At 67.6% G+C, this 12,882-nt stretch carries 14 protein-coding genes; 6 read left to right on the top strand and 8 right to left on the bottom strand.

Annotation, left to right across the window (positions count from 1 at the left end):
* The 3 genes from AC1DY5_RS21470 to AC1DY5_RS21460 form a co-directional block, all read right to left on the bottom strand.
* The coding region (locus tag AC1DY5_RS21470) for a cytochrome P450 (protein ID WP_478114577.1) at window positions 1–1,041 on the bottom strand (1,041 nt) is incomplete at its 3' end.
* Window positions 1,042–1,045: 4 nt separating this feature from the next.
* Window positions 1,046–2,182, bottom strand: coding sequence for an ABC transporter substrate-binding protein (locus AC1DY5_RS21465; RefSeq protein ID WP_478114575.1), 1,137 nt, complete (start codon window positions 2,180–2,182; stop codon window positions 1,046–1,048).
* A 20-nt stretch (window positions 2,183–2,202) separates the two neighbouring features.
* Window positions 2,203–3,000, bottom strand: coding sequence for an aspartate/glutamate racemase family protein (locus AC1DY5_RS21460; RefSeq protein ID WP_478114573.1), 798 nt, complete (start codon window positions 2,998–3,000; stop codon window positions 2,203–2,205).
* 106 nt (window positions 3,001–3,106) lie between these two features.
* Between AC1DY5_RS21460 and AC1DY5_RS21455 the strand changes: the two genes are divergently transcribed.
* From AC1DY5_RS21455 to AC1DY5_RS21435, 5 genes are read left to right on the top strand one after another with little or no spacing between them, the layout of a single operon-like run.
* Window positions 3,107–4,000, top strand: coding sequence for a branched-chain amino acid ABC transporter permease (locus AC1DY5_RS21455; RefSeq protein WP_478114571.1), 894 nt, complete (start codon window positions 3,107–3,109; stop codon window positions 3,998–4,000).
* Entirely contained in the window at window positions 3,997–4,923 is a 927-nt protein-coding gene (locus AC1DY5_RS21450) for a branched-chain amino acid ABC transporter permease (protein ID WP_478114569.1), read from the top strand. The genes AC1DY5_RS21455 and AC1DY5_RS21450 overlap by 4 nt, the downstream gene beginning before the upstream one ends.
* Window positions 4,920–5,678 carry an ABC transporter ATP-binding protein gene (locus AC1DY5_RS21445; protein ID WP_478114567.1) on the top strand — a complete coding sequence of 253 codons (759 nt, stop codon included), beginning with the start codon at window positions 4,920–4,922 and terminating at the stop codon, window positions 5,676–5,678. Before AC1DY5_RS21450 ends, AC1DY5_RS21445 begins: the two co-directional genes overlap by 4 nt.
* Window positions 5,679–5,682: 4 nt before the next feature.
* Window positions 5,683–6,399: an ABC transporter ATP-binding protein gene (locus AC1DY5_RS21440; protein ID WP_478114565.1), complete on the top strand. Its 717-nt coding sequence runs from the start codon at window positions 5,683–5,685 to the stop codon at window positions 6,397–6,399.
* A 19-nt stretch (window positions 6,400–6,418) separates the two neighbouring features.
* A complete protein-coding gene (locus AC1DY5_RS21435; RefSeq protein ID WP_478114563.1) occupies window positions 6,419–6,937 on the top strand; it encodes a nuclear transport factor 2 family protein in 519 nt (172 codons plus the stop codon).
* A 77-nt stretch (window positions 6,938–7,014) separates the two neighbouring features.
* Here the strand turns inward: AC1DY5_RS21435 and AC1DY5_RS21430 are convergent, their stop codons facing one another.
* The 5 genes from AC1DY5_RS21430 to AC1DY5_RS21410 are packed head-to-tail and all read right to left on the bottom strand — an operon-like array spanning window position 7,015 to window position 11,967.
* Window positions 7,015–8,034 carry a TRAP transporter substrate-binding protein gene (locus AC1DY5_RS21430; protein ID WP_478114561.1) on the bottom strand — a complete coding sequence of 340 codons (1,020 nt, stop codon included), beginning with the start codon at window positions 8,032–8,034 and terminating at the stop codon, window positions 7,015–7,017.
* A gap of 18 nt (window positions 8,035–8,052) precedes the next feature.
* Window positions 8,053–9,348, bottom strand: coding sequence for a TRAP transporter large permease (locus tag AC1DY5_RS21425; protein ID WP_478114559.1), 1,296 nt, complete (start codon window positions 9,346–9,348; stop codon window positions 8,053–8,055).
* Between the two features lie 12 nt (window positions 9,349–9,360).
* Window positions 9,361–9,882 (bottom strand): TRAP transporter small permease, encoded by a 522-nt coding sequence (locus AC1DY5_RS21420; protein ID WP_478114558.1) that lies wholly within the window; start codon window positions 9,880–9,882, stop codon window positions 9,361–9,363.
* 2 nt (window positions 9,883–9,884) lie between these two features.
* A complete protein-coding gene (locus tag AC1DY5_RS21415; protein WP_478114556.1) occupies window positions 9,885–10,736 on the bottom strand; it encodes an SDR family NAD(P)-dependent oxidoreductase in 852 nt (283 codons plus the stop codon).
* A gap of 22 nt (window positions 10,737–10,758) precedes the next feature.
* Window positions 10,759–11,967, bottom strand: a complete 1,209-nt coding sequence (locus tag AC1DY5_RS21410; protein WP_478114554.1) for a cytochrome P450 — start codon at window positions 11,965–11,967, stop codon at window positions 10,759–10,761.
* A gap of 134 nt (window positions 11,968–12,101) precedes the next feature.
* Between AC1DY5_RS21410 and AC1DY5_RS21405 the strand changes: the two genes are divergently transcribed.
* On the top strand, window positions 12,102–12,882 hold a 781-nt coding region (locus AC1DY5_RS21405; RefSeq protein ID WP_478114552.1), incomplete at its 3' end, for an SDR family NAD(P)-dependent oxidoreductase.

The following is a 12,882-nucleotide window of genomic DNA, read 5'->3' as shown; positions in this document are numbered from 1 at the left end:
GAACTGCGCCGGGTCGCGGTTGGCGGCGGCGAACACCAGCAGGATGCGTGCGCCGGCCGGCAGCTGAACGCCATCGAGCTCCACCGCTTCCTTGGCCTGGCGCCGCCAGGCTTGCACCGGCGGATCGAAGCGCATGCCTTCTTCCACCACCGGCGCCAGCGGCTGGGTGCCGGCGCAGATCGCGTTCCACAGATCGCGCCGCGGCAGCACCGCCTTGAACAGGTTGGCGGCCGCGCTCGACGTGGTCTCGTGGCCGGCGAACAGCAGGTTGAAGGCGATGGCGCCGATCTCGTGCAGCGTCGCCTTGGAATCGTCGCCATCGCGCAGGCGCACGAGGTCGCTCAGGTAGTCGTCCTGCGGCGCGGCTGCCTTGCGCTGCACCAGATCGATCGCATAGCGGTAGTACTCGACCGCCTCGCCGGCCAGCTTGACCTGCTCACCCTCGGTGGGTCGGCCCCAGGTCATCACCACCCGGCTGGAGGCCCATTGCTTGACCTTGGCTACGTCCTCGGGCGGCACGCCCAGCAGGCGGAACAGCACCAGTGCGGGTACGTCCCATGTGAGGGCCTTCACCAGGTCGGCGGGCGAAGGGCCGGCCGCCATGCGCGCCACGTGTTCCTCCACTGTCTCGACGATGAAGGGCTTCAGCGCCTGCAACCGTTCCCGTTGCAAAGGCGCGCCGAAGAAGGCGCGGTACTTCGGGTGGCTGGGCGGGTCGTTGTTGACCAGCAGCGGCGGCACGTTGAAGTCGGAGCTGGCGATGATGCCGCGCGCATGCGGGCACAGCGGCGTCAGCGGGTCGGACGCGATCATGGCGGAATAGCGGCTGGTGTCGCGCAGGATCGCCTTCACGGTTTCGAAGCGCGTCACCACCCAGGAGCCGATCTCCGGCGAGAAGAACACCGGTTCGGACTCCCGCAACTGCGCCAGCTGCGGATACGGGTCCAGCACGTAGCCCGGCGCGAACGGGTCGAAGCGTTCGCTCGCCTCCGTGACCGGGCCGGCGGCCCTGGCCGAAGCTTCGGTGGACAGCAGCCGCATGGCGTCAGGGCAGCAGGGCCAGCTCGCCGTTCTTCACGGTCAGCATCACGCCGCCGTAGTTGGGATGGCGCTCCTTGTCCTTGACCCACATGCCGTTGCCGATCACCACCGGCACGTTGTTGATCTTCTCCAGCTCGGCGCGGACCTTCGCGCGGTCGGGATTGGGGCCGGCATTGCGGATCGCCTGCACGCCGATCTGCGCCAGGGTGTAGCCCATGGCCGCCCAGTTGTCCGGGACTTCCTTGTAGCGCGCCTTGTAGGCGGCGACGAAGGCGGGATTCAGCGGGTTGGTGCTGCTGGCGGAGTAGTCCGCGATGATGAGCGTGCCTTCGACCGCCTTGCCGCCGGTCTGCATGTACTTGGTCGAGGCCAGCGAGGATGGGCCGACGATGCGCACCTTGGCCGGCACGCCGGCCTGGCGCATCTGGATCGCCAGGTTGGCGGTGATCTCCGGCGGGGCGCCGACGTAGACGGCGTCGATGTCCTGCGAGGCGAGCTTGGTGGCCAGCGCCAGGAAGTTGGATTCGGAGGTGAGGATGCCGTTGTCCGAGACGATGGTCACGCCCCCCGCCTTGACGCCATCGCGGAAGGCGTTCTTCTGCTCGATGATGCCGTCGCTGGCCTGGTCGTAGACCAGGGCGATCTTTTTGATGCCCGATTTTTCGGCCACGTACTTGGACAGGAAACCCATGATGTCCACGGCCTGGGCCTGGACCTTGAACGCCCAGGGGCCCGTGGCCAGGATGCCGTTGGAGGAGCCGATGGCGAACAGCGGCACCTGCAGCTCGTTCGCCACCGGGCCGGCGGCGATGGCCGAGAAGCTGTTGGTGGGGCCCATGATCATCAGCGCGCGGTCGCGGCGGCCGAATTGCGTCACCAGGCTGATGGCCTGTGCCTTGTCGGCGGCCTCGTCGCCTTCGAGGATCTTGATCTTCGCACCGCCGGGCATGCCCTTCTGGTTGGCTTCCTCCAGCGCCAGGCGCATGCCGTTCTGGATCGGCACGCCGCCGAAGGCGAACACACCGCTGGTGGCGTTCATGATGCCGATGGGCAACTCCTGCGCCGCGGCCGGCAGGGCAGCGAACGAGGAAAGGGCGAGGGCGGTCGCTGCCGCGAGGGTGAGCCTGCGAAGGACTTGCATGGTTTGTCTCCGAAAGAAAATCAGTTGCCCGACCAGGTCGGGCCAAGGGCGGCCAGTGCGGCCTGGGTTGGTCGGGTGTAGGCGCGCAGGCGGCTCGGCATGAGGCCCAGCCGCTGCTTCAGCGTGATGGCGTGTTCGGCGGCCAGGATGGAAACGCCGACCGAGTCGATGACCGGCACGCCGTCCACTTCCTGCAGGCCGTTGACGGCGACGATGGCCGCGACCATGCCTTCGGCCGGGATCACGGCGTCGGCGCCGGCGGCAATGGCCTTGCGCGCGGCGGCCTTGAAGCGTTCGAGATAGGCGGCGGGCGCCTCGAACTCCCGCTCCAGCTCCGTCTCCAGCATCGCGCTGGCGACCAGCTGGATGCCGCTGACACGGGAGGCGAAGCGGTGGCGTTCGATCGAAGCCTCCACGTAGGGCACGGTCTGCTCGCTCAGGACCAGCAGGGCCATCTTCGGCGCGATGCTGCAGCCGGCCAGCATGGACGCTTCGAAGGCCGAGATCACCGGGATCTCGACCAGCGAGCGCAGTTCGCGCAGCGCCGGCTCGGCGAAGGTGCCGATGACGAAGGCGTCGTAGCCCTGCTGCTGCGCCTTCCAGACGTTGCGCAGGAATAGCGGCACGACCACGCTGGTGTAGACCGCGGGCGAAAGAATCACGTCGGCCTGCAGCAGGCCGTGGCCGAGGTCGGCGTCCATGCCGTGCGCCGTGATGTGCGTGCCGGGCGAGCCGACGCGCTCAGCGTGCTGATGCAGCGCCGCCACGAAGGACGGGTGCTTGGAAGCATCCGCGGTGAACTGGTACCAGAATTTCATGGACGCAGTTTCTGCGCCACCGGAGCGACCGTCTGTCCCCGTAGCAGGGGACCCGTCCCACCGTGGGGGGACATACAGGCGAGGAGTGCTTTTCTATTCTCCGGCCATGCTGATGCAACAACTCCTGAACGGCATCGTCGTAGGCAGCGTCTACGCGCTCTTTGCCCTCGGGTTTACCCTGCTCTTCGGGGTGAACCACATCATGAACATGGCCCACGGCTCGGTCTTCATGTGGGGTGCCTTCGCCGGCCTCTACGCGGTGACCATGCTGGACGCGCCGATCTACCTGGCGCTGCTGATCGGCATGCTCGCCGGCGGCCTGGTGTCGGTGGCGCTCGACGTGTTCGCCTTCAGGCCCTTGCGGCGCCGCAACGCGCCGGAATTCTCGGCCATCGTGTCATCGATAGGGGCGGACCTGGTGTTGCTAGCGATAGCGCAGAAGGTCTCCAACACCGCCATCATGCGTTTCCCCTTCGACGCCTTCCCGGTCGTCGTCTTCAACGTGTTCGGCCTGCGCATCCAGCTGCTGCAGTTGGTGATCATCGCGCTGGTGGTGGCCATGGTGTTCGGCCTGGTCTGGTACCTGTACCGCACCACCTTCGGCCAGCGCATACGCGCCGTCGCCTACTCGGAACAGACCTCGCGCCTGCTCGGCATCAACCCCGGCCCGGTGAACATGCAGGTGTTCATGATCTCCGGCGCGCTCGCGGGCATGGCTGGCGTGCTGATCGGCCTGGTCTTCAACTCGGTGCACTTCGCGATGGGCGAGCCGCTGCTGCTGCGCGCCTTCGTGATCATCATCCTGGGCGGCCTGGGCAGCATTCCCGGCGCGCTGATCGCGGGGCTGGCCATAGGCATCGTGCAGACCCTGGCCGTCGCCTACGTGGGCTCCGGCGTCGCCGAGGCCATCGTCTTCCTGGCCCTGTTCATCGTCATCCTGGTCAAGCCGACCGGCCTGTTCGGCCAGTCCACGGCGGCCATGCGGATCCAACGCGCATGATCAACTTCTTCTACACCTACCAGTCGCTGTTCGACCACATCCTGGTCTACGCGCTGCTGGCCATGAGCCAGTACGTGGTGCTGCGTGCCGGCGTGTTCTCGCTGGGCACCGCCGGCTTCGCGGCCCTGGGCGCCTACGGCACCGCGCTGCTGATCACCAAGGCCGGCTGGCCGCCGGTGGCCGCCATCCTCGCAGGCACGCTGCTGGGCACCATCGCCAGCGCCTTGCTGGCGCTGCCGCTGTCGCGTCTGCGCGGGGTGTTCCAGGCGGTGGCCACGCTGGCGCTGGTGCAGATCGTGCTGTCGGCCAACCAGAACTGGGTCAGCCTCACCAATGGTGCGCTCGGCGTCAACGGCATTCCCAAGGTTGCCAGCACGCCCATCCTGCTGGCGATCGTCGTCGTGGTCGTGTTCCTGCTGGTGGCCATGGGTCGCTACAGCATCGGCCGCGCCTGGGACGTGATCCGCGAGGACGAGACGGTGGCTGTGTCGCTGGGCATCTCGGTGCCGTACTACCACCGCATCGCCTTCATCATATCCGGCGCACTGGCCGGACTGGGCGGCGCGCTGCAAGCCACCAGCAGCTACGCCATCACGCCCAACGAATTTGGTTTCAGCATGCTGGTCGCCGCGCTGACCATGGTGGTGCTGGGCGGACGCACCACGGTCTGGGGCGCGCTGGTCGGCGCCGCCATCCTGACCTCGCTGCCCGAGCTGTTCCGCGTGTTCGCCGATTACCGCAACGTGGTGCAGGGCATCCTGCTGATGCTAGTGATCGTCTACCTGCCGCGCGGCGTGGCCGACACCGTGATGGGCCGGCTGCGCGATCGCCGGCTGCGGCGGGCCACCCTTGCGGCGGCGCCCGTCCCGGAGCCCCCGCCGCAAGTCATCAACACCAACATGGAAGCAGGAGCGCATACATGACCGCCACGCTGGTCCTCCAGGACGTCGCCCGCCACTTCGGCGGCGTGCCGGCCGTCGACGGCGTCAGCATCCAGGTGCCCGCCGGCACGATCACCGGCCTCATCGGCCCCAATGGCGCCGGCAAGACCACGGTGGTCAACCTGATCACGGGGCTGCTGCACCTGACCTCGGGCAAGGTGCTGCTGGAGGGCAAGGACGTCTCGCGCGAGGAAGCGCCCGACCTGGCGCGCGCCGGCGTGGCCCGCACTTTCCAGAACATCCGGCTGGTGCCCGACGCTTCCGTGCTGGACAACGTCGTCGCCGGCTTCCACCGCCACGAGAAGTCCGGGCTGTGGGCCAACCTGCTGGGCCTGCCCTCGGCGCGTGCCGAAGCGGGGGAGCTGAAGCGCAAGGCGATGGAACTGCTGGCGCGCTTCGACATGACCGCGCTGGCCGAGCACCGTGCCGGTGGCCTGTCGTACGGCCACCAGCGCCGCATCGAGATGATGCGGGCACTGGCCACCAACCCTAAGCTGCTGCTGCTGGACGAGCCGGTGGCCGGCATGAACGACGCCGAGGCCGAGAGCCTGGCCGGCATCTTCCGCAAGGTGGCGGCCGACGGCGTGGCCGTGCTGCTGATCGAGCACAACATGCGCTTCGTCATGTCGCTGTGCTCGCACATCTACGTGCTGGCCTCGGGCCGGCTGATCGCACAGGGCCAGCCCGAGGCCGTCGGCCGCGACCCCAAGGTCGTCGAAGCCTACCTGGGAGCCTGATCGCATGCTGCAAGTCCGCAACCTCAACGTCCACTACCGCGGCATCCAGGCCCTGCGCGGGGTCGACCTGATGGTGAAGAAGGGCGAGATCTTCGCCCTGATCGGCCCCAACGGCGCCGGCAAGTCGAGCCTGGTGAACGCGCTCTCGGGCATCGTGCCGAGCGACGGCGAGATCCTGTTCGAAGGCGAGCCGCTGGGCCGCCGCGCTGCCCACCTGCGCTCGCGCGCCGGCATCATCCAGGTGCCCGAGGGCCGGCGGGTGATCGCGCCGCTGTCGGTGGCAGAGAACCTGGAGCTGGGGCGGCAATCCGCTGGCATGCGCGGCAGCGATGCCGCCGATCTCGATCGCGTGCATGCGCTGTTCCCGGTGCTGAAAGACCGCCGCAACCAGTTGTCCGGCTCTCTTTCCGGTGGCCAGCAGCAGATGCTGGCGATCGGCCGCGCACTGATGGGGCGGCCCAAGGTGCTGATGCTCGACGAGCCCAGCCTGGGGCTGGCGCCGGTGGTCATCAAGGACGTGTTCAGGGCATTGGTGCAACTCAATCGCGAGGGCCTGACCATCCTGCTGGTGGAACAGAACGCCAAGCTGGCGCTGCAGACGGCGCATCGCGCTGCGGTGCTTGAGCAAGGCCGCATCGTGCACCAGGGCGCCGCCGCGGAGCTGGCCGACGATCCGGTCATCGCTGACCATTACTTCGGCCGCGCGGGCCTCATCGCGTGAATCTCTCACTGGAGACCCCATGAAACTGACTCCCCCAGCCAAGACGCTCGACGAGCGCCTGCGCCGCATCGAGGACTACCTCGAGATCCAGCAGCTGATCGCCGCCTACGGCCCCGCGGCCGACAGCTGCAACATGGAAGAGATCATGCGGATGTGGCACGAGGACTGCGTCTACGACGTGGGCGGCATCGACTACTACGCGGGGCATGCCCGGCTGAAGCAGGCCTATGAGATCGACTTCCATACGAACATCGTCAAGCAGGGGTCGGCGCACGCGTGCACGGCGCCGCATATCGTGATCGAAGGGGACAAGGCGACCGCCACCCACTACGGGACCCTGTTCACGCGCAAGGATGGGCAGTTCGTGCTGTTGCGGCTGACGGCGTCGCGCTGGGACCTGCAGCGGTTCGAGGAACAGGGCTGGCGCGTGATGCAGCGCACGAATCGTTTGCTTGACGGCAGTGCCGAGGCGCGGCAGATCCTGACCGAGGTGCAGCAGCCGCCGTCGAAAGTGACGGTGGGGAAGAACGTGAAGTAGGCCAGCCGGCTTCATGTGAAACGGGCCCGCGAGGGCCCGTTTCGTCTTGGAGCGGGCCGTCGCCGGCCCTTCACATCTCACTTCGCGGCTGCTGCCGCCCCCGCCCGGTACGCCGCCAGCGCCGCCGCCGGATCGGCAATGCCCTTGCCCTTGGCCGCCGCGATCCAGTCCGTCTCGCTCGGCTTCAGTTTCTCCTTGAACTGCGCCAGCACCGCCGGCGACAGCTCCTGGATCGTGTAGCCCGCCTTGCGCATCGCATCGTAGGCTTCCGTGTTGACCTTCTGGTAGGCCTCGCCGAAGCGCTGCGCCAGCTTCTCGCCGGAGATCGCGCGGATTGCCGCCTGGTCCTTGGCCGAGATCCTGGCCCACACGTCGGGGTTGATGATCATTGCCTGGCTCACGCCGACCAGTCCGCCGGGCACGATGGTGAAGTGCTTCAGCAGGCCCAGGGCGTTGGTGCTGACCACCGTCTCGGGGATCATCAGGCTGCCGTCGATGGCGCCGGAGGACAGCATCTCGAAGGCTTCGGCCGACGATTTCAGGATCGGCACGCCGCCCAGGGCCGTGACCTGGCGGGTGGCGATGTCGCTGGCAGTGCGCAGCTTGATGCCTTTGAAGTCCTCCAGGGTCTTCACCGGCCGGCTGCGGGTGGCGATATGCACAGGCGGCACGGCCCAGACGCCCAGCATCTCCGTGCCCTTGAACTCGTTGACCTTGGAGAAGTGGGCCATGTAGGTGCGGTGGAAGGCTGCGCTCATGCCGGGGCTGTCCCCGCTAAAGGGCAGCTCGCCCATCTCCGCCAGCTTGAAGCGGCCGGGCGTGTAGCCGACCACGATCCAGCTCATGTCGGCCAGGCCGTCGCGCACCACGTCGAATTGCGACTGCGGGGTGCCGACCGTCTTGGGCAGCACTTCCACCTTCACCCTGCCTTCGGTGACCGTTTCGATCTCCTTGAGGTAGGGCACGACCGGGCCGGTGTAGACCCAGTGGGTGGCGGGAACCCACGAGGAATACTTGATCGTCACGGGGTCCGCCGCGGCGAGTGTGCTGCCGAAAGCCAGCGCGAGGGCGGGCAGCAGTCGAGTCCATTGACGCATGTCTTGTCTCCTTGGGGTTTACTTGAAGAACAGTCCTGGCAGGTAGAGCGACAGGATGGGGAAGAAAGCGATGATGAAGACGCGGATGATGTCCGAGGCCACGAAGGGGACGATGCCGTGCAGCACCTCCTTGATGGGGATGTGCGGCGCGATGGAGCGCACCACGAAGAGGTTCATGCCCACTGGTGGAGCGATCATCCCGAGCTCGCACAGCACGATCAGCAGCACGCCGAACCAGACGGCGTCGTAGCCGAGCCCGGTGACGATGGGGAAGAACAGCGGCACGGTCAGCAGGATCATGGAGAGCTCCTCCATCAGCGCGCCGAGAATGATGTAGATCACGCAGATCACCAGGATCACGGTGAAGGGCGCGAAGCCGGAGCCCTGGACGAAGGACAGCAGCCCCTTGTGCGCGCCGGTGTAGTTAAGGAACTCGGTGAACACCAGGGCGCCGATCARCAGGCCGAAAATCACGGCGGTGGACTGCGCCGTCTCGATGAACACGTCCTGCAGCAGCTTCATCGTGAGCTGGCCGCGCATCCAGGCCAGCGCGAAGGCGCCGAAGGATCCGATGCCGGCCGCTTCGGCCGCGGTGAACACGCCGCTGTAGATGCCGCCCAGGACGAAGGCGAACAGCACCGCCACCGGCCAGATGGCGACCAGCGTCCGTATCCGCTCCGGCCAGCCCGCCTTGGCCGAGGCCGGGCCGGCATCGGGGTCGCGCCAGACGCTCCACCACACCGCGCCCATGTAGCCCAGTACACCGATCAGCCCCGGGATCAGGGCCGCGGCATACAGCTTGCCGATGTGGGTCTCGGTCATGATGCCGTAGATCACCAGCAGCACGCTCGGCGGGATGATGATGCCCAGGGTGGCGCCGCCGGCGATGGTGGCGGCGCTCAGGCGGTCCTTGTAGCCGGCCGCCGCCATCGAGGGAAGCGCCACCTTGCCCATGGTGACGACGGTGGCGACGCTGGAGCCGCACACCATGGCGAACCCGCCGCACGAGAGGACGGTGGCGTTCGCCAGGCCGCCGCGGCGGTGGCCGATGAAGGCCTGCGCGGCGCGAAACAGCTCACGCGAAACGCCGGTGGCCGCGATCAGGTTTCCCATCAGCACGAACAGCGGAATGACGACCATCGAATACGACATAGCCGCCTCGCGCGTCGTCAGGCCCAGCATCACGAAGGACTGCCTCCAGCCGGTCAGCAAGCCGAAGCCGATGACGCCGGTGATGCCCAACGCCACCGCGATCGGCACGCGCATGAAGATGAGGACGAAGGAGAAGCCGAAACCCGCCAGTGCCGCTGTCATGGTTCGTTCTCCTCAGGTGGCGCCGGCGCCGTGTTCGGCAATTTCAGACGGGCGTGCCGCGTCCACCGGCGTCGGGACACCGCGCAGCGAATTGATCATGGCGAACACGAAGGCGAGGCCGACCATCGCTGCGAACACCCCCATGGCATAGAGGATGGGCCCGAGCGGGATGTGCAGCGTGGGCGTCCTGTCGTCGTAGCCCAGGGCCTTGTCGCCCATCACCCAGACCTGCCAGCCGATCAGAGAGAACATCACCGCGCCCAGCAGCGAGGCGAACGCATCGAGCCAGGCCACGGCGGCCTTGGGCACCATGGTGTCGACCAGGTCGATCACGATGTGCTGGCCGGCGATGGCCACGCGCGGCAGCATCAGGAAGATGACGGCCGCGAGCATCAGCTCCGTGAGCTCCGAGGTGCCGCTGACCGGCCGGTTGACCACGTTTCGGCCGGCGACGTCCAGGAACGTCAGCAGCATCAGGCAGAACAGCAGGAAGCCCGCCGCCCGCGAGGACCAGGTGTCGATGTGCTTGTACATGGCTAGCGCGCGGCGGAGGCCTGCGACTTGCGCACCGCTTCCAGCTGGCCCTCGGCCGTTGCTTCCCACTTGCGGTGCAGCGTCAGCCCGCCGTCGACCGGGAGCGTCACACCTGTGATGAAGCTGGAGGCGTCGCTCGCCAGGAACAGCGCGGTTTCCGCGATGTCCGACACCTTCCCCGCGCGCGGAATCGGCTGCATCCGCGCGAAATGGTCCATGTTCATGTTCTGGGAGATCTCGTCGCCGAGCTTGGCGTCGCCATGCACGTGGCCGCTCCAGATGGAGGTGGCGAAGCCTCCCGGCACCAGGGTGTTGACGCGGATGAAATGCGGCCCGAGCTGAAGCGCCGCGAAGCGGCCCATGGCGATCACGCCGGCCTTGCCCACGGTGTAGGCGTAGGGGCCGGAGCCGCCCAGCGCGACCGGGGCGGCGGACGAGACCAGGATGATGGAGCCGCCGCCGCGCTTCTTCAGCGCCGGCACCGCGTGCTTGATGCACAGCATGTTGGCGCGCAGCAGCATGGCCTGCGTGTCGTCCCAGCCGGCGACCGTCATGTCTTCCAGGGTGGACACGTCGCCGGTGGTGGCGGCGTTGTGGTACATGACGTCGAGGCCGCCGAACTTCTTCACCGCACGCTCGACGGCGGCGCGCACGTCGTCCTCCCTGCGCACGTCGCAGCGGATGAAGGACACGCTGTCGCCCAGGCGCCGCTCGAGCGCGATGCCCTTGTCCTCCTGCACGTCGGCGACGACCACTTTCGCGCCCTCGGCGACGAACAGCTCGCAGGCGGCGAGACCCATGCCGGAGACGGCGCCGGTGATGACGGCGACCTTGCCTTGCAGACGATTGGCCATGTGGTGGTTCCTTCTTGCGGTATCAGGCGGGCGTGATGCGCACCGGCATTGTGTTGATCGTGCGCATCTGGTTGATCGGACGGTAGGTGACCGGGCCGGTGAGCTCGATCGACTTCACGCGGCGTGCCAGCGCGCCGACGATGGCTTCCGACTCGGCGCGCGCGATCATCTGGCCCAGGCAGGTGTGGATGCCCTGGCCGAGCGCGAGGTGGGTGCCGGCAAGCGCCGGGCGGTCGAGGTCGAATTCGTCGGGCCGCTCCCAGAAGCGCGGGTCCCGGTTGCCGGCGCCGATGAAGGCGCCGATCTTCATGTCCGGCGCCAGCTTGATGCCGGAGAGCTCGGTCTCGCCGACCGTGGTGCGGAAGGTGACCTGGAATGGCGCCTCGTGCCGGATGCCTTCCTCGAAGGCCGCTTTCACCTTGGCCGGGTCGGCGCGCGCCTTGTCCCATTGCTTCGGATGCAGCGCGAGCTGGTGCAAGGTGAAGCCGATGCCGGAGATGGTCGAATCGGTGCCGCCGCCGACGATGCTGCGCATCACGTTGGTGGCGATGCCTTCCGCCAGCAGGCCGTCGTCCTCTGCCTTGAACAGCAGCTCGGCGAGCGAGCCGGGCAGCACGGAGTCGCGGCGAACGGAGTTCTCGTACCACTCCATGTAGGGCGCGGCCTTCTCCATGGCTTCGAAATAGATCTGGTTCTTCGGACCGCTCTGGTTGAAGCGCATGTCGCCGATGGCCAGCGTTGCGTCGCGCGGCAGCTCCACGCCCATCGACTGCGAGAAGGCTTCCAGCACGAAAGGCTCGGTGCACCCGGCGACGGCATCGAATTCGCGCAGCTCCAGCAGGCGGTCCACGTGCTGGTCCGCCTTCGCGATGAAGCCTTCCTTGAAGCGGCGGATCACCAGCGGCGACAGCACCTTCATCACCGCGGTCCGGATCGGCGTGTGTTCCGGCGGATCCGTCTCGACCAGCTTGCTGGGAATGCGGAAGTCGCCGGGCTTGCGGATGTCCTGGATGCCGACGCCGCCGGCGTGGCAGAAGCGCTGCCAGTCCGACATGACGGTCTTGCACTCGTCGTAGCGGCCGACGGCGTAGACGTCGTGCGCCTTGATGTAGACCACCGGGCCGGTCTCGCGCAGCGCCTGGTGGTACCCGTACGGGTCGCGCAGCACGTCGATGTCGTAAGGGTCGATGTCGAGAACCGGGACCTGTTGCGAGGTTGCGGTGGCGCTCATGGCTATCCTTGCGTTGCTGCGTGTCGGGCCAGTCTAGGTTTCGCTTCCGCGCGCGTCGGTCCCCCTGAGGCGGGACTGCCGCGGCGCCCTGCGCTGGCCAGAATGGCTTCATACCCCATCCACCGGAAGAACCCATGACCGCATCGCCCGCACGCCCCGCCAACTGGCTCCAGCATCCCGCCCTGAAAGACGCCGTCGTGCTGGTCGCGGGCGGTGGCAGCGGCATCGGCGAAGCAGCCGCGCACACGCTGGCTGCCAGCGGTGCGCGCATCGCGGTGGCGGACCGCCGGCCGGAGATGGCGCAGAAGGTCGCGGCCGACCTGGCCGAGACCGGCGCCAAGGCGATCGCCATCACCATGGACGTCACCTCGCAATCCGACATCGACGCCGCGGTCGCGCGGCTGGGCAAGGAATTCGGCCGCCTCGACATGCTGATCAACACGGCGGGCGTCATCAACCCGGCGGAGCTCGAGTCGCTGGACCTGACCGCCTGGCGCAAGACCTTCGAGGTCAACGTCGACGGCGCGCTGCTGCTGGCGCGTTCCTGCCTGCCGCTGCTGCGCCAGAGCAGCATGGCTTCCGTGGTCAACGTCTCGTCACTGGCGGGCGGCCGCGGCTATCCCAACGGCGGCGCGTACGGGCCGAGCAAGGCTGCGCTGATTTCGCTGTCGCGCCAGATGGCGCTGGAGTGGGCGGAGCACGGGATCCGCGTCAACTGTGTGAATCCCGGAACCGTGGACACGCCGCTGACGCGCGCCAACATGCGGCCCGACAGCATCAGGAGCCGCGAGTCGAGCATTCCCTTGCACCGCATGGGCCAGGCCAGCGAGCTCGGTGACCTGATCGCCTTCCTGGCGTCGCCGGCCGCGTCGTTCATCACCGCGCAGGACATCAACTGCGACGGCGGGCTATCGC

The sequence above is a fragment of the Variovorax sp. P4_D9 genome (genome assembly GCF_056401695.1).
This window is presented reverse-complemented; position numbering and strand designations above follow the sequence as displayed.